Source organism: Nostoc sp. XA010 (assembly GCF_020829625.1).
Taxonomy (GTDB): domain Bacteria; phylum Cyanobacteriota; class Cyanobacteriia; order Cyanobacteriales; family Nostocaceae; genus Nostoc.
In genome coordinates this window covers 53,231-70,566 of the sequence record NZ_JAIVFX010000010.1, presented here as the reverse complement: position 1 = coordinate 70,566, position 17,336 = coordinate 53,231, and the positions used below count along the sequence as shown (strand labels likewise).

Here is a 17,336-nt window from a genome sequence, read left to right as displayed (position 1 = left end):
TTTGGAATGTGTGAGATAAAGAATTGAATGGGTGAATTTCGAGAAGCGACTTACATCAATGCACCGCTATGTATTCCTACGAACGTCCTTGTATTCAAAATAAAACCGTTATATAACAAGTATTAACGGTCAGCTAATATATTCAAGTCTTGTCTCAATTTTAAATGCACTATTACCAATTAGTTTTGGTAACAAGAGAAACTATTGGAACCTCTTTAAGGATCAGAATCTACTGATCTTTTTTGTTGTAATATAGCAATCCGATAGCGAAGCGGTAGCGAGTCAGACGCTCCTGCGTCGCTAACGCTGCGCTATCGAGCGTCTTTGATTTCTGAATCACTCGTAGAGGTAAGGGACTGGGGACTGAGGACTGGGGACTGGGAAGAAGGAATAAAGGTGTACTGAGTTTTGTTCAAAAATCAAATATGAGTCCTATATTATCCCGATATGAGCGATCGCTTTGGATCAAAATCCCATTGATAGGGCACAGTTAGCCGTGCCCATATCAGGGTTTCATACCAGTACCTATGGGGTGTCTAGTAAATTAGCTGTTGCGGGTGAGTCGGTACAGGGCATTTTTACTGTGGAGTGGTGGAACAAAGTTTCCAGATAGACTCGAGCAGCACGGCGATCGCTATCTCCATTTTGGAGTAAAAACAATGATAGCGCCGCCGTTAATACTCTGTTTTCATCCCAATCGGGATGGCTTTCTAAGTAGTTTTTTAAGGATTCGTGGAGTGTTTCAGGAATTTCTGTAAAGATGCTAACCGTTGCTTTCATGAGATTTTCCTCCTATGAGGATAATCAAGAGGGACAAGTTGCTTGCGCTGAAGCGGCTTAGGACTACTTCACACGCTCTTTTGCCAGCCCGCCAATCTACGCTTACATCTGGTAGTAATATATTTTACACATTTGATGCGAACGGTTGAACGGATTACAAAAGCAAGCCGAATCATTGTGCGCCAAGAGGGGGTGGGTTTGTCAATGCTGCGAAATGTTAAAAACGAGTGTATAAAAAATAAATGCGAACGAAATAATCAGCATTAGAAGCTCTTTTTCGTTACGTAACTTTATAAGAACTCAGTCCTTTAAGTTCCTTACCACTGTTTATCAACAATCCCCAACAGGAGAGTAAGAAGCCTATTAGCTCGTAGAGAACCTGTGGAAAACTGTTAAAATCCCTGTGGAAACCCTGTGGAATGAGTGAGTAAAATAGCAGCCAATGATAAGAATTACAAAAATGTCATGGTTTCGTGACATTTAAACTTATGAAATTAGCTTCGCAATCGCAGTTATCATCGTGGCTGCCTTCGATACATCCCCAGGTATGGATTTTTGCAATTGGTAGATTTCTATCGGAAGTTGGTACTGGCTGTACTCTGTTTTACGCTCCGATCTTTTTTGTAAATCAAGTTGGTTTATCTGCAACCAGTGTTGGGGTAGCCTTGGGTAGCGCCTCGATTTCCGGCATTGTAGGGCGGATTGTAGGTGGTTCTTTGGCTGATTCTGAACACTGGGGACGTCGCCGCACTTTGTTGCTAGCCACGGCGATTTCCGCAATTGGTTCTCTGGTTTTAGCTACAACCAATAATTTTACGATTTTGGTAATCGGTAGCTTGATTAGCGGTTTGGGGATAGGTTTCTATTGGCCGGCGGCTGAATCTGTTGTTGCTGACGCTAGCCAGATTGACAATCGCCGCGAAACTTTTGCGATCGCCCGCCTAGCTGATAATCTTGGGTTAGCGATCGGAATTATCCTAGCTGGGTTTTTGATCGCGATAATTGGAAGTTATCGATGGCTTTTTGTGATTGATGCCATCTCTTTTCTGGTATTTTTTGGGGTTGTCTATGCAGGAATTAGTGAAACTGAACAACAGCAGATAGGGGAATCTGAAAAGACAGAATATATTGCTTCTTGGATGGCAGTATTAAGAGATGGCCGTTTCTTAGTCTACATAGGGGTTAATATATTCTTCACAATCTATATTTCTCAAATCCACAGCACCCTGCCCCTTTTCTTCAAAAACTTTGTTATAAAAAGTACTAGCGAAGGATTTGCTCAAACTACGATTAGCGTTCTATTTGCTTGGCATCTGGTGTTCGCCATCATCTGCCAGTTGCCTGTAACTAGCATTTTAAAACGCTGCTCTCACACACTCGCGCTTACTGTTTCCGCTATTTTCTGGGCAATTGGTTTTGGACTGATTTGGGTAAGCGGCACTGCCCCATCTGATAATCTGGTTTGGGCAATATTGGCATTAGGAGTGTTTGCTGTGGCGATTGTCTCCTATACCCCATCTGCTGCCTCTTTAGTGACTGAGTTAGCCCCGGAAAATCAACGCGGCGTTTATTTTTCCATCAATGCTTTGTGCTGGGCTGTTGGCTCTTTTATTGGTCATCCCTTGGGTGGATGGGCATTAGATCAACCGCAAATTCTTACCAATAGTTACTGGCTATATTTTATCTTGAGTGTAGCGATCGCTATGGCAATTTTACAATACCTGAATCGAATTTTGTCTGAGTAGGGGCGCAGAAGAGGCAGGGGGGCAGGGAGCAGCGGGCAGAGGAGAAAGAATACTGGAATTTTCCTGCAAAAAGGGTTTCATATCAAGTCCTGCTAATCACTTAATGATTACCGCATCTGTGCAGAAATCGGAAAAGCCTCTTTCCCCCTGCCCCCTGCTCCCTGCTCCCTGCCCCCTCTTCCCTGCCCCCTTTCCTCCTCATTGACGACGTTCTTGTAACTTACGATATACAGATTTCAAATCAACTTGATGGTGAGCTAAGGCAACCAAAGTATGATATAGCAAATCAGCCACTTCACCTGCGATCGCATCTGCTTCATCATCCTTAAAAGCCATTACCACCTCGGCGGTTTCCTCACCAATCTTTTTCAAAATTTTGTTATCGCCACCTGCGAATAGTTTACAGGTATAAGAACTTTCTGTCGGATTATCGCGGCGATCGCATATTATTTGAAACAATTGTGACAATGTATCCCCTGGTGGTGAGGCAATTTCCCCTTCTATTTGGTGAAAGCAACTACGTTCTCCAGTGTGACAGGCAATATCTCCTAATTGCTCTACACCTATGAGTAGCGCATCACTATCACAGTCATAACGGATACTTTGCACTTTTTGAATATGTCCAGAAGTCGCCCCCTTATGCCACAATTCTTGCCGGGAACGGCTCCAAAACCAAGTTTCTTCAGTTTCTAAAGTTTTTTGTAACGACTCCTGATTCATCCACGCCATCATCAGGACAGTACCATCCAAATAATCTTGCACAATTGCAGGCACTAGACCCCGTTCATCGTAGCGAATTTCCTCAACAGGGATAGTGTAATGAAGTGAGTGCGAACCGTTAGAAGACATACCAGCTAGTTTGCTCTAGTGAGAATAATTCATGGATTCACGATACCATTCTCAATAGGGCAACTGGCATGTTTTTTTGAATTGAACTATTTTATCTAGCTCTAAACAAGAACATTCCGTTCCATAGCAGACTGCATCTTTACAGCACTCAAAGCGACTTTGTGAGCTTTTGAGGCTTCACCATACCAATGGATTGCCGAATTAAAAGCTACTCGGTAAAGATCCTGGTATGCTTCAGATAATCGAGTTTGAATATCTAGAGGTAAGTCTTTATTCGAGTTGTATAACATATTATTATTTTTTGGTTCAGCAATTTTTATAGGATAGAAATTCTAAGTAGTTTTTGACACTATCCTAAGATAGAGCTTTTTATTGCCCACTGTTAGGAGAGAACCTTGGTAAATACCACAATTAAAACAACAAAATCACAAGAAATCTTCGCTGCTGCTCAAAACCTGATGCCCGGAGGAGTCAGTTCTCCAGTTCGTGCCTTTAAGTCTGTGGGCGGACAACCCATTGTTTTTGATCGTGTTAAAGGCGCATATATTTGGGATGTAGATGGCAACCAATATATAGACTATGTAGGCACTTGGGGCCCAGCTATTTGCGGTCATGCTCATCCAGAAGTAATTGCAGCTTTGCATGAAGCTTTAGAAAAAGGCACGAGTTTTGGCGCTCCCTCAGTCCTAGAAAATGTTTTGGCAGAAATGGTCATTGATGCCGTTCCTAGCATCGAAATGGTCAGATTTGTCAACTCTGGAACAGAAGCCTGCATGGGAGTTTTGCGACTGATGCGGGCTTTTACAAAACGAGACAAAATCATCAAGTTTGAAGGCTGCTACCACGGACACGCCGATACCTTTCTAGTCAAGGCAGGTTCTGGTGTCGCCACACTTGGCTTGCCAGACTCACCGGGAGTTCCGAAAGCGGCAACTAGCACCACTCTAACCGCGCCTTTTAACGACTTAGAATCTGTCAAAGCCTTGTTTGAAGAAAACCGCGACGAGATTGCTGGTGTAATTCTTGAGCCAGTTGTCGGCAATGCTGGATTTATTGCACCTGACGCTGGCTTCTTAGAAGGATTACGGGAACTGACTCACGAACATGGAGCGTTATTGGTATTTGACGAAGTGATGACAGGCTTCCGCATTGCTTACGGTGGCGCTCAGGAAAAATTTGGTGTGACTCCCGACTTAACAACTTTGGGTAAAGTGATTGGCGGTGGTTTGCCAGTAGGAGCTTATGGCGGTCGCCGAGATATTATGTCAATGGTTGCCCCCGCCGGTCCCGTATATCAAGCTGGGACTCTTTCTGGTAATCCTTTGGCGATGACTGCTGGTATTAAGACTTTAGAATTGCTGCAAAAGCCAGGTACTTACGAATATCTTGACCGGATTACTAAGAAGCTAGCAGATGGTTTGCTGCAAATTGCCAAAGAAACTGGTCATGGGGTGTGCGGTGGTCAAATCAGCGCCATGTTTGGCTTATTCTTTACCTCTGGCCCAGTTCATAACTACGAAGATGCCAAAAAGTCTGATACAGCCAAATTCGGACGCTTCCATCGGGGTATGTTAGAGCGTGGTGTTTACTTAGCACCCTCTCAATTTGAAGCTGGGTTTACGTCTTTTGCTCACACTGAAGAAGATATTGAGCAGACTTTAGCAGTTGCACGGGATGTAATGTCTAACCTGTAAGGGACTTCCAAATAAAAAAATACCCAGAAAACTGGCGAATAAAACTCTCTCCTCCTCATTGCTCTGTGTCGCGCCAGTTGCTACAACGGGGGGAACCCCCGCAACGCACTGGCTTCTCTGTGTCTCTGTGGTAGCCTGCGGCAAGCCGCTCCGCGTCTACGTTTATTTATAGCGGTTCTCGAATGGAAGCAATACACTTTGACCTCACTTCCATTCCTCTCTCCTAAAAAAAGAGAGGCTTTGAATCTTACTCCCCTTCCCTACAAGGGAAGGGGCTGGGGGTTAGGTCTGTATTGCACTCAACAGAGAAGCGCTATATTTGGGTAATTTATTTCTTGGAAGTCCCTAATACGAATCTAGTCAAAGTAGCGGAGCCAGGGCCTTGCCCAGAGAAGTGTGAGCGGAGGCTTCCTCCGTTCAGAGCTTATCTTCGCTTCTTTACGAAAGGTTTAGCTTGTTTCTCCGGTGTAGCAACTGGCATTGTGTTAGCTGAAAATAAGTACCTTGAATTGTTGATGGTGCGTTACGCTTTCAGCTAACGCACCCTACATTTAAATTTCTTAACTAATCAACAACCACAGCCTCCATGACTACAGCCTTTAATGGTTTTGTGACCTTCAGCACAGCCTTGGGAGCAATAATTTTTGCCGTCTTCTTTAATAGCATCCTCAAGTGAAACGATACACAGGCAAGTCGGACAGGCGCATTTCATTTGGGTTACGGTAGTCATAAATTTCTCCATTTCGTGTTGAGATTACTTTAAGAATACATGAATTGTTTCTGTCTGGTATGCGTCACATAAAGACTTATCATTTAGGCTGACGCGAGGGCACGGGGGCGCAAAGAGATTTTAATGATAAGTGATTAGCCGAACTTAATATCAATCTGCTCTAATTTGTAGGCGGGGTTGCCAATTTAACTCACTTTTATTACAAAAAAACCGTCCAAAACTAACATCTGAACGGGGTTTTTTCCTATTAATATTTAATGCCAACCTAGTCTGCTACAAGTTGTATTTGTACCTAAAAACTACAAGTCAGGAGGCAAAATTACCTGATCAATTGCGTGGATAACACCGTTAGTGCCTGTGATATCTGCCTGTGTCACTTTAGCATCATTGACAGTTACACCAGTCGCAGGATCAACTTTAACGTTGATTGTCCCACCTTCAAGGCTTTTAACTTCACCAGACTTTAAATCAGTAGACAATACCTTACCAGGTACTACATGGTAAGTTAAAATCTTGAGCAATACTTCTTTGTTGGCTGGATTTAACAATTCTTGCAAAGCATCTTGTGGCAACTTAGCAAAAGCTGCATCAGTAGGTGCAAAAATGGTTAAGTTATCTTTGCCTTGTAAAGCTCCAGTCAACCCTGCTGCTTTCAAAGCCCTAGTTAAGGTTTTAAAAGAAGCGTTTGACTCTGCCAACCCTAACAAGGTTTTACCTTGATTGCCCGTTGCTCCTGGTGCTGATGGAGTTGTAGGAAGTGTCTCAGTGGGTTGAGTTCCTGGACGTGGGGTGACGGGTGCAGTTTCACTAGGTGTACCGCCACCACGATTATAGGGCGGCTCGTTGAAAATACTTGGTCTGGGATTTGTTACACTACCTTTTTGCGCTACTTGTTTAGGTTTAGTATTACCCTTTTCCGTTACGGAAGCAGCTTCACTAGATGTGTATTGAGTGTTTACTTGAAGACGTTGACCCTTGTTATAGGGAGCTTCGTTGAAAATACTGGGGTTAGGATTTAGTGCCTCTTTAGCTTCAGATGGTAAAGTAATAACAAGGCTGAAACTACCAAATCCTGCTATGCCTGCCAACGTGATCAGCAATTTGCTGTAACTTGTCTTCATAAATTTTGTTTGTCTTTTTGTCCACACATTACATAAAGATTTATAACATTTTGCTATGCACAAAATCTAACCAAAGAGGGTAGAAAAATTTTCCCACAAGGGTTTGTGCTGGTCAGGTAAAATATCAAACATCGGCTCACGCTGAGAATAATGAAATATATTTAGCACATATTTTATGTAATCAGTATATTTTTTCTTTATACCAAAAAGAGTTAAAAAGCCTAAGTTGCTATAGGGTCAACTCTCAGAAAGTGTGAAAATATTACATCTACAAGGTATGATTTACAATAAACTGTGAGAAATATTTTACTTATTTAAAAGCCAATTTATACACAAAGCTCTACAAATTAATAGGTAATTAGAAAATAGTGAATCCCATAAGGAATAAGGGAATATCCCTGAATTAACCATTGATTATTCAACAAAAGCACAGAAAGTAATTATCTAGATATCTTAACCTAGCCTAAACAGTGACGGAAATTAAAGTAAGTGCTGAAGACTTACAACTGAACTGTTAAGTTTATCTATGTATGCTAAATTGAATTATTTAATTATTTGATATTTTAATCAGAAAATAATACTTTTAAATTGGATGATTTTGCTAAAAATCAGGCATAAGTTCAATCAAAATCTCAATTAGATAGCCAAAAAGTAAATAATGTAAAGAAAAATTACTTTAACTAAAGATACAATTGTAAACTTAAGAAGTTGACCAGTTATAAGGTATACAACATGCTGGAATTATACCAATGGGAACTATCTCAATACTCAGAGAAAGTGCGCCTAATTCTAGATTTCAAAGGACTAGATTACCGCAAAATAGAGGTTACGCCTGGGATTGGACAGGTAGAACTATTCCGGCTGACTGGTCAGAAACAAGTCCCGGTATTAAAGGATCGTAATAGATATATTGCAGATTCTACGGAAATAGCTAAGTATTTAGACTTAGAATATCCCGATCGCCCAATAATACCGCAAGATCCCAAAAAACGGGGTTTAACTTTATTAATAGAAGAATGGGCGGATGAATCTATAGGCATCAAAGGTCGCAAAGCACTATTTGCAGCCATAAGTCAAGATCAAAATTTCCGCAAGTCTTTATTACCCACTTCAACACCAGATATATTTAAAAGTCTGGTCGGAGGAGTACCCACTGACTTACTGACAGTGCTAGGTTTTGGCGTAGGTTATAGTCCAGATATTATCCAGTCAGCGATCGCATCTTTAAAACAAGACTTGGAAGCGGTAACGTTATTATTGGCAGATAGTCCTTATTTAACAGGAGATGAGCCAACTTTAGCTGACTTGGCAGTAGCTGGCTTATCGATATTGCTGAAGTTCCCCTCTGGCCCCTATCTGGATTTACCAGCTTCTATTAGAGGTAAAGGATTACCTATCTTTTCAGAGAATATAGATTATGAACCATTCTTTACCTGGCGCGATCGCCTTTACGCCCAATTCCGCAAACCATTAATCAGTACCACTCCCCCAACGGGAAGTGCGCCAACCTCGATTCAGATTGACTAGTACCGCAAGGCGGAAGTCAAAAGTCAAAAGTCAAAAGTCAAAAGTTTTGTATATCAAGGCTTCTGCAAATTTTAAAATGGTAGCTTGATTGACGTCGCGCTGTACTAGGTAATAGGGCATTGGGCATGGGGCATGGGGCAAAATAACTAATGACTAATGACTAATGACTAATAAAATGAATTCAGAACAGCCATTAGGTTCGGTTATTCAAGGCTCTCTAACTGAAGGCTTAGAAGTACGATTGCATCCTGACATTTCTGTGGAAGATATGCGGGTAGGTAAATTTCTTGTTGTGCAAGGGATGCGATCGCGCTTTTTTTGTATGCTGACAGATGTAGCATTGGGGGCTGCTAATGCCCGAATTATTGCCAGTCCCCCTAGTTGGGAAGACACTTTTTTACGAGATGTTTTAGCCGGAAGTGGTACTTATGGTACTATCAACCTCGCGCCGATGTTGATGTTCACTCCCGAAACTGAAGAATCTTTCTCCCCAACAAATGGCAAATCGGCCAATCCCTTTCTCCCATCGGTGACGGGTTTGGCTTCATTTGTGCCACAAACCAGCACTACAATGGAATTGTTGCCTGTTAAAACTATTCCTAGCCATTTTAGCCAAGTTTACGATGCAAGTGTTGACGATTTTCGCCGGGTATTTGGTTGGGAAGATGACCCCCAAAGGCGTAATTTTTCCATAGGTAAACCTTTGGATATGGATGTGCCCGTTTGCATCGATTTAAACCGCTTCGTAGAACGGAGTAATGGGGTTTTTGGGAAATCTGGTACTGGTAAATCCTTTCTAACACGGTTACTTTTAGCTGGCGTTATCCGTAAAAATGCAGCAGTAAACTTGATTTTTGATATGCACTCTGAGTATGGCTGGGAAGCCGTTGCAGAAGGGAAGAACGTAAATACAGTTAAGGGTTTAAAGCAATTATTTCCTAGCAAAGTAGAAGTTTACACCCTCGACCCGGAATCGACAAAGCGCCGGGGTGTGCGTGATGCTCAAGAACTTTATTTGAGTTATGAGCAAATTGAAGTTGAAGATATTAAGTTATGTAGCCGAGATTTAGGACTCTCTGACGCGGCCCTGGATAACGCCAATATTCTCTATAGCGAGTTTGGCAAGTCTTGGATTGTCCAGTTGCTGAACATGACTAACGAAGAAATCGAAATGTTCTGCGACGAGAAGCGCGGACACAAAGGCTCGATTATGGCATTGCAGCGTAAACTCTTGCGGATGGATAGCTTGAAGTATATGCGAGCGGTTTGCCCCCAAAATTATATTAGTAAAATTGTCCAGTGTCTGGAAGCTGGGAAGAATGTTGTGATAGAATTTGGTTCCCAGTCTAATATGCTCTCTTATATGTTGGTGACGAATATGATCACCCGACGTATACATGAGCATTACGTCAAAAAAGCAGATAAATTCCTGCAAAGCAAGAACCCGAATGATCGCCCCACGCCATTGATGATTACTATTGAAGAGGCGCACCGTTTCCTTGACCCGGCTATCGTACAAAGTACTATCTTTGGGACTATCGCCAGGGAACTGCGAAAGTATTTCGTCACACTTTTGGTAGTTGATCAACGTCCATCGGGTATTGATAATGAAATCATGTCCCAGATTGGGACTCGGATTACTGCTTTGCTTAATGATGAAAAAGACATTGACGCGATTTTTACGGGTGTATCTGGTGGTGGAGGACTGCGATCGGTATTGGCAAAGTTAGACTCTAAGCAACAAGCTTTAATTTTGGGTCATGCTGTTCCTATGCCAGTAGTAGTACGTACCCGTCCTTACGACGCAACTTTTTACGAGGAAATTGGTGAACCAGCTTGGGAAGAAAAGCCTGACGCAGAAGTATTCGCTGCTGCTGAACTAGCCAAAGCTGACCTGGGATTCTAGATAGTCATTTGTCAGTTGTCCTACCCTGCGGGAAGCCACTGGCGCGTCTATGTCTTTTGCAAATGACCAATGACCAATGACCAATCCCTCATTCGTAACATCCCTCCATTTTCACAGGAAATTAAGTTCGGTTATCCGGCTAATTTTGGCAACAGAAGAGAGGTTTTTAGCGTCACTATAGATATAGTCAGTAATTTCAAGGAAGTTTATTTTTTTTTTGCAAATCGGCAATTTTGAATTATAATTAAAGATTTTATCTTAAAGTACTTTACTATTTGCCTGATTTATCGTACTATAAAGTAAAGGGAACTCATACCGACTTCGGATTTCCAGTTGCTATTAGTAACTGCCTAAAAGAAGAATTCTCCAAAACAACCAGCGTGCTTATATAGAAATTGAAAATTTAAGAGATTGAAAATTTAGGGAAGGTAGGGGAACCTATCATTGGGAGTTTACGTCTGAACTACGGCTAGATAAATTGATAATTACTTTTGATAGCTCCCGATATTTAGTGATAGATGTACTACCTTTCTCCCATCGATTTTAGTAAGAAAACATACATTGTGTTTACGGAGTAGAGGATAACACATCAATGCCTACTGTCAACACCCAAACGGAAAACCTCAATACCAAATTCACGGCTGATATGGTGCGAACCTATCTGCGAGAAATTGGTCGTGTACCACTGCTAACCCGTGAACAAGAGATTGTCTATGGGAAGCAGGTGCAACAAATGATGAAGTTCATCGACGCCAAAGAAGCTTTGGCGAAGAAACTGCACCGCGAACCGAATATGTCAGAGTGGGCTGACCACGTTCAACAATCGGAAACCGAGGTACAACAAACGGTAGCGCAAGGGAAGCGGGCGAAGCAAAAAATGATCGAAGCGAATTTGCGCTTGGTCGTTGCTATTGCCAAAAAGTACCAAAAGCGGAATATGGAATTTCTGGATTTAATCCAGGAAGGAACACTAGGATTAGAGCGGGGTGTGGAGAAATTTGACCCAATGAGGGGTTATAAGTTCTCAACCTATGCTTACTGGTGGATTCGCCAAGCGATTACCCGTGCGATCGCTCAACAAGGTCGTACCATCCGCTTACCGATCCACATTACCGAAAAACTGAATAAAATCAAGAAAGTGCAGCGCGAGTTGGCTCAAACCTTGGGGCGATCGCCCACTCCAGCCGAAATTGCGAAAGAACTGGAAATAGAACCTGCTCAGATCCGTGAGTACCTGAACATGGCGCGTCAACCAGTATCTTTGGATGTTAAAGTTGGCGATAACCAGGATACTGAGTTGCAAGAAATGCTCGAAGATGATGGCCCATCACCAGAGTATTACACCAACCAGGAATTCTTACGCCAAGACTTGAACAACCTGCTAGCAGAACTAACCCCGCAACAGCGACAAGTTTTAGCCCTGCGCTTTGGTTTAGAAGATGGTAACGAAATGTCATTGGCGAAAGTGGGTGAGAGATTGAATCTCAGCCGTGAACGCGTCCGTCAGTTAGAGCATCAAGCTTTGGCTCATCTGCGTCGCCGTCGTGCCAATGTCCAAGAATACGTTGCTAGTTAAAATGAGAGACGCGAAATGCCGCGTCTTTCCACCTCCTTGGTGATGCGCCTCCTGAATTCAGGGGGCTATTTTTTTATGCTGATAATTAATTACGCTTGAGTTAAGCATTTTCTCTGTGTCCTCTGCGCCTGTGCGGTTGTCAAAAAATGACAGGGCGCACAGATGTGCGCCCCTACGGAGATACATCTGATAAAAAACATACACTATTTTTATCACCTGAAAAATCTCAAAGGCAAGATGTCAAAAAATTGAATGTTAATTCAGAAGGTTTAATTTGTGATTAACCTCACGCAATGGTATGAATCTATTGAATGAAGAATAAATACTCTAACTGATGCTAATCTAAGCTTGTTGAGCTAAATTAAATAAAAAATTTAGTTTTTGACAGTTTTCTTTTTTGGACAATAGTAATATAAGTCTTTAAGAAAGTCTTTGATAATTAAGACTAGGTTATGCTTTAAGCAAGTTCTAAAGAACTTGGTTCGTTTTTTAACAGGAGAAGTAGGGTGCTTAACAACCTTCATCAGTTCTTATCTCCCCGTCAATGGGGAATTTCCCTCGCAGGCTTAGGCTTACTTCTCGGTTTGGGCTTTATAGCCAAGCAGACTCAAGTAGTACCAGTTACAAATTCTTCATTATCATCGGCTCAAATTCAGAAAACCAGTGAAAACTCTCTTTTGTCGCAGCTAAGAAGAGTTCGAGAGCAGAGAAGTCAACTCAATGCGGCTTCTGGAGATAGAGGGTTTTTTGCCCATAAGAGCGGAAAAACATTACCTACAACCACAGCGTTGGTTCCAGATTCTCAAGGAGCTACAAAAGACGCAGGAGTTTTACCAAAAGTGGATTTTCCTGTAAAAGATGGGATTTACCTCTATGGTCAATCCCCAAAATCAAACCAGCTTGGTCAAGGTTATATCATATTTCAAAAGCAGCAGAACAAGGTAACGGGTGCATTGTTTATGCCCCACTCAGAGTTTAATTGTTTTCAGGGTACACTCAACCCATCAGGAGAGTTGGCGATGACGGTTAATAGTTCGTCAAATGAAGCCAGTACTGCTCAGTCGAATCAGGTAGCTGCAAGCAATAGACTACCTCAAGTGAGTGAAGATGAGTTAAGCAGTTATCCTTACTCGCTGGCTCTGCAAGACTTTTATCATTTAAGTTCTATCACTGCTAGCGATCGCCACACGTTGCAAATGTGCAAGTAATCATCAAGTTAATACTCAATTCCTGGTTGCGCCTTAACGCCTTGATCGCGGAAAGGGTGCTTGACTAAGGTCATTTCAGTTACCAGGTCAGCACGCTCAATTAAAGCAGCTGGTGCGCCTCTACCTGTAAGAATAACGTGCTTATCAGCTGGTTTTTGCGCCAAACCTGCTAAAACATCGTCTACTTCTAAGTAAGACATTTTGAGCGCGATATTGATTTCGTCTAACAACACCATGTGAAAGTCTGGGTTGCGAATATATTCTAATGATTTTTGCCAAGCGGCGCTAGCTTTATCGAGATCGCGATCGCGGTCTTGAGTTTCCCAGGTAAAGCCTTCGCCCATTGCGTGAAATTCTAACTGGTCTTCCCAATTACTGAAAACCCTTTTTTCTGAAGGTTCCCAACTACCTTTGATAAATTGGACGATCGCTACTTTATACCCGTGACCTAGCGATCGTAACACCATCCCCAAAGCCGCAGTAGTTTTACCTTTACCATTACCAGTATTTACAATAATTAATCCTTTTTCTGGTACAGCTTGTGCTATGCGTTGATCCTGCACTTCTTTGCGTCGCTGCATCTTTTTGCGGTACTGTTCATCAGTCAGAGATGAAGACATTACCTGATCAATCAAGCGCCCAATCTCTTTGTCTGGGTTTAGTTCTTCTGGGTTATCGTTTTTCATCAATTTTGTGTGCAAATAACTGTTAAAAGTTTCGAGAATGAACTGAAATTCAGTTTATTCTTTGATTTTACTTAAATTACATAATTGAATATGTCCAGTAAGATTTTACGGAAAAATATTGATACCGTGTTAACTTGTTTAACATCACTAGCAGACAACTAAGTAAAACTCTATGATATACAAACTAAGGTTATAATTTGAGTTCAATATTGCTATTTTAAATAATTTAATAGATTTATTAAATCATTTTACTAAGATTTCCTTCGGCAGGACAGTTAGTTAGGAGAAAGATTATCATTTCATCACTTGTTTAGAAAGTTACATTAGTTTTACCAAAGTTACTATTTTAGAAATCGAGTTACTAAAATAGTACAATTACTCACCCTCATTCTCCTCATCTTCATCCTCACTCCGATACTGTTGAGGTGCATTTCCGTGAACTTCTAAAATCTTTGGTTTTTTGATTTTATTATCAGGCTGATTAATTGCTTCTAACTGCACATCAAATTTCCAGTTATCACCAAAATCATAAAGATAGGTCATTTTAGCACCCGGTTCTAGAGACAAGTCACCAATCTGTACTTGGTCAGCAAATGGGGGTGTTTCCATATAGGGATGACCTATTTTAATTGTGCGACCAAAACGGTCTTTATAACTAAACTCATATAAATGGTCGTAGTCAAAATCAAAAGCATCGAGAATTGTTTCTGCTAACCAGCTTAATGTTTTTTTCGCTGGTATGGCAATGCGTCTCCAAGCGTGAGAAATAGACACTTTAAAAATATAAATGCCATCGGTAAAGCCTTGCTGTGGAACAAATAAGTTATGCTCCCATTCTGGAAAAAATGGTTGTAAATGTGACTGCAATTTTCCAAAATTCACATTTACATCATCCTGTAATTCTCCTTGTATCCCTAATGGGAATAATAATTGTAACAGAGCATCCCCAAAGGGCAAGCGTTGTAAACTGGTAATACGCCATCCCTTACCTTCTTGCGGTTTTCCCTGCTTGATAGATAACAATCCAAATAAGTCTAACAGAGCAACGTTATGCAAACCAGGGTAATAACTAATATTGTGTTGGTCTTCATACTTAGGAAATTTTAAACCTTTATCTGGGACGCGAGGCCAAAGTTGAATACATCTAAATAAATTACCGAATGAGTCTTGATGCTCACCCAAAATTTCGTTATTTCCCCAAATCAACCAGGCTTCTAATAAATTGAAATAGCGTTCTGTTGGGTTGAGATTTGACCATGATTCCAAGGTGGCTGTGTCTAATACTAAAATTTGCTTCTTACCTTGGGATCTAATTTGGGCTAACCCAGAACTGCGTAATAACAGATATAGTCCATTAATGTAAGGGTATGATTTCTGTACAGGACGTTTAAGTTTAGTTTCAATTGGGTGACTTAACCGAGAATTAACTTCTGATAGTACTTTCAGTGGTAAAAGGTTATTAACACTACTAACTTCCACTCCATTTGGTTGCAAGAAATCTATTAGGATTTGAAAATCATGCAGAATCGTACCAGGTTGATTTTCATCAATGTTGAGTTCTTGTAGAAGTTGTTGTTGTGACTCTGCAAGGGTTGGCAGTTCAGGATTGAATGTGCTTTCTAGCCGCGCAAATAAATCTTCCATAAATAAAAGTTATAAATTCACAATTTAACCTTCCGTAAAATCCTGTTCTCTATACTATGACTTCAGCAGTTACCCTAATAAACCTAGAACTGCCAAGTGTCACCGTAGGACTATCAAGACCGTAAGCTTAATGAGATGTGAATAATAATATTTTCACCTTCTAGTTGATCATCCCAGGAATTTGATATGAATAATAACACTCATCTACAGATGATTTTAACTGATACACCTATTGATACAGTATTAAGAGCGATCGCTCAACTAAATTTACCTAACTGGTGGTTAGCCGGGGGTGCAGTCCGAAACACGGTTTGGTCTTCAATTTTTGGCAATGAGTGTAAATTAGGTATTAAAGATTTTGATATTGCATTCTTTGATATAGAGGGAAACCGTTCTCAAGAACTAGCAGCAAAGGCAACTCTCACAGAACAATTTCCTCATGAACAGTTTGATGTAAAAAATCAAGCTAGTTTTGCTCGTTGGCGGCTTGGTAGCAGACCCTACACTAGTACAGAAGATGGAATCACAGATTGGCTACACACTGCTACTGCTGTAGGAGTGCGGCTAGATGCACAAGGCCAATGGCAATTTTTTACTCCCTACGGCTTAGATGACCTGTTTAGTGGCATTATTCGACCTACGCCAGCACATACTCATAACCTAGATGCCCACAATAAGGCAGCTACATTCTTGCAAAAGTGTCCTTATCTGCGGTTGGCGTAAAAGTTACAGTCGGGTTGTAGCCACTAGTTTCCGTTACAAGGGAAATCAGCTTTTTAATTTACAACCCTTGGGTATGGAATGCCATGTTAATAATTTTCTTCCACTGGGAATAATTAAGCTAGAACCCCTTTTACAACAAGCCTAGTACAGGTCGGCGGAAATAAACCTACCATTTCATTACAGCCAGAAAGCCCAAAATTAAAACATGCGTGACTTTTCCGTAGGGACTGGCTTCCGCCTTGCAGTACTAGGGGTGATGCTAATTTTGTAATTTGATAGTTAAAAATCAATGCCAAATCGTACTGGATATCAAATCAACTCGACCATCCACGAAGGATTCCAAACAATTATTTATTTGGGAAAAAGGTAAGGGGTGAATTAAAATATTCACCCCTTTTTACTTTGCCACTTAAGCAAACTATAGTACAATATCAAAAAACACAGTTTAGCATTCAATTATTTAGTGAAAAAATATCCTAATCTGTGCGTTACCAAAGCTGTAAAGTCATCCTTTATTCTGTTTGATGTATGAATAAAGAAGTTCGCGTAGGCGTAGCCCGTCGTAGACATCGCTGTGAGGATTTACAATTAAGCATGGGCTATTTCCACTACTTCCATTACTTACAATAACGACAGTAATGCCAGATTTTGGACAAATCCCTAAACAACTGGTGCTAACAACCCGAAATTCTCCCCATAATCCCTCAAATTTTAAACGAGATTTTAACCAATTCTCTAAGTCTTCGGAAGCTGTTGAGCTTTTGCTATTTGGATGAAAACTATTTGAGCGCTCGTTTGCACATTGTGAACACACAAGCACCAAACCAGATTCCCATCGGGGAGAAACACTAGGAATAGAAGTTTCTAAGGGGCGAGAATTTATTAAGGGCGATGTCTGCTGAGAATTGGATGCAAACTTCTTGAAGATACGTTGCAGCAATTTTTTAATACGCCGGATCAGTTTTTTCATGGACGATCCTATTTATTTCTCTGAACAACTTAAAAAGACCTCTCCCTGGTTTTACTACGTAAAGCCGTCCCTCTCCGAGGCAAAGAGGGATAAAGGGAGGGAGAGGTTTGTTGAACAGGATAGTGTAATTTTCGGGTTTAGTCTGTTCTGGTAGATCATTAGCTGGTGAAAAAGAAT

The 17,336-nt window shown here is 41.2% G+C and carries 15 protein-coding genes and 1 pseudogene; 8 read left to right on the top strand and 8 right to left on the bottom strand.

What is annotated here, in order from left to right; translation table 11 throughout:
* Nucleotides 1-588: 588 nt before the first annotated feature.
* Nucleotides 589-780 (bottom strand): annotated as a pseudogene (locus tag LC608_RS16555) (DUF2811 domain-containing protein); the annotation flags it as partial.
* 488 nt (nt 781-1,268) lie between these two features.
* Between LC608_RS16555 and LC608_RS16550 the strand changes: the two are divergent.
* A complete protein-coding gene (locus tag LC608_RS16550) occupies nt 1,269-2,525 on the top strand; it encodes an MFS transporter (RefSeq protein WP_229554573.1) in 1,257 nt (418 codons plus the stop codon).
* A gap of 198 nt (nt 2,526-2,723) precedes the next feature.
* Here LC608_RS16550 and hisIE read toward each other — a convergent pair whose 3' ends face one another.
* Both hisIE and LC608_RS16540 read right to left on the bottom strand, forming a co-directional pair.
* Nucleotides 2,724-3,374, bottom strand: coding sequence for a bifunctional phosphoribosyl-AMP cyclohydrolase/phosphoribosyl-ATP diphosphatase HisIE (gene hisIE / locus LC608_RS16545; RefSeq protein WP_229554572.1), 651 nt, complete (start codon nt 3,372-3,374; stop codon nt 2,724-2,726).
* A gap of 101 nt (nt 3,375-3,475) precedes the next feature.
* Nucleotides 3,476-3,664 carry a ChaB family protein gene (locus LC608_RS16540; RefSeq protein WP_229554571.1) on the bottom strand — a complete coding sequence of 63 codons (189 nt, stop codon included), beginning with the start codon at nt 3,662-3,664 and terminating at the stop codon, nt 3,476-3,478.
* Nucleotides 3,665-3,769: 105 nt separating this feature from the next.
* Between LC608_RS16540 and hemL the strand changes: the two genes are divergently transcribed.
* Nucleotides 3,770-5,068: a glutamate-1-semialdehyde 2,1-aminomutase gene (hemL, locus tag LC608_RS16535; protein ID WP_229554570.1), complete on the top strand. Its 1,299-nt coding sequence runs from the start codon at nt 3,770-3,772 to the stop codon at nt 5,066-5,068.
* A 568-nt stretch (nt 5,069-5,636) separates the two neighbouring features.
* Here hemL and LC608_RS16530 read toward each other — a convergent pair.
* Both LC608_RS16530 and LC608_RS16525 read right to left on the bottom strand, forming a co-directional pair.
* Complete coding sequence (locus LC608_RS16530) at nt 5,637-5,798, bottom strand: metallothionein (protein ID WP_229554569.1); 162 nt, start codon at nt 5,796-5,798, stop codon at nt 5,637-5,639.
* A gap of 299 nt (nt 5,799-6,097) precedes the next feature.
* Nucleotides 6,098-6,919 carry a fasciclin domain-containing protein gene (locus LC608_RS16525; protein ID WP_229554568.1) on the bottom strand — a complete coding sequence of 274 codons (822 nt, stop codon included), beginning with the start codon at nt 6,917-6,919 and terminating at the stop codon, nt 6,098-6,100.
* A gap of 732 nt (nt 6,920-7,651) precedes the next feature.
* On the opposite strand from LC608_RS16525, the gene LC608_RS16520 reads away from it, so the two are divergent.
* The 5 genes from LC608_RS16520 (at nt 7,652) to LC608_RS16500 (ending at nt 13,136) form a co-directional block, all read left to right on the top strand.
* Nucleotides 7,652-8,446, top strand: a complete 795-nt coding sequence (locus LC608_RS16520) for a glutathione S-transferase family protein (protein WP_229554567.1) — start codon at nt 7,652-7,654, stop codon at nt 8,444-8,446.
* Between the two features lie 175 nt (nt 8,447-8,621).
* Complete coding sequence (locus LC608_RS16515; protein ID WP_229554718.1) at nt 8,622-10,352, top strand: ATP-binding protein; 1,731 nt, start codon at nt 8,622-8,624, stop codon at nt 10,350-10,352.
* Nucleotides 10,353-10,944: 592 nt separating this feature from the next.
* Nucleotides 10,945-11,928: an RNA polymerase sigma factor, RpoD/SigA family gene (locus LC608_RS16510; protein WP_229494351.1), complete on the top strand. Its 984-nt coding sequence runs from the start codon at nt 10,945-10,947 to the stop codon at nt 11,926-11,928.
* A 146-nt stretch (nt 11,929-12,074) separates the two neighbouring features.
* Nucleotides 12,075-12,212: a hypothetical protein gene (locus LC608_RS16505; RefSeq protein WP_229554566.1), complete on the top strand. Its 138-nt coding sequence runs from the start codon at nt 12,075-12,077 to the stop codon at nt 12,210-12,212.
* Between the two features lie 222 nt (nt 12,213-12,434).
* Nucleotides 12,435-13,136, top strand: a complete 702-nt coding sequence (locus LC608_RS16500; protein WP_229554565.1) for a hypothetical protein — start codon at nt 12,435-12,437, stop codon at nt 13,134-13,136.
* 8 nt (nt 13,137-13,144) lie between these two features.
* Here the strand turns inward: LC608_RS16500 and cobO are convergent, their stop codons facing one another.
* Together cobO and LC608_RS16490 are read right to left on the bottom strand one after the other, a co-directional pair.
* A complete protein-coding gene (gene cobO, locus LC608_RS16495) occupies nt 13,145-13,822 on the bottom strand; it encodes a cob(I)yrinic acid a,c-diamide adenosyltransferase (protein WP_229554564.1) in 678 nt (225 codons plus the stop codon).
* Nucleotides 13,823-14,197: 375 nt separating this feature from the next.
* Entirely contained in the window at nt 14,198-15,466 is a 1,269-nt protein-coding gene (locus LC608_RS16490) for a plasmid pRiA4b ORF-3 family protein (protein WP_229554563.1), read from the bottom strand.
* A gap of 186 nt (nt 15,467-15,652) precedes the next feature.
* On the opposite strand from LC608_RS16490, the gene LC608_RS16485 reads away from it, so the two are divergent.
* Nucleotides 15,653-16,189 (top strand): nucleotidyltransferase family protein, encoded by a 537-nt coding sequence (locus tag LC608_RS16485; protein ID WP_229554562.1) that lies wholly within the window; start codon nt 15,653-15,655, stop codon nt 16,187-16,189.
* Nucleotides 16,190-16,694: 505 nt separating this feature from the next.
* Here the strand turns inward: LC608_RS16485 and LC608_RS16480 are convergent.
* The gene (locus tag LC608_RS16480) at nt 16,695-17,159 is read right to left on the bottom strand and encodes a (2Fe-2S) ferredoxin domain-containing protein (RefSeq protein ID WP_229554561.1); all 465 of its coding nucleotides are present in this window, start codon (nt 17,157-17,159) and stop codon (nt 16,695-16,697) included.
* Nucleotides 17,160-17,336 lie beyond the last annotated feature (177 nt).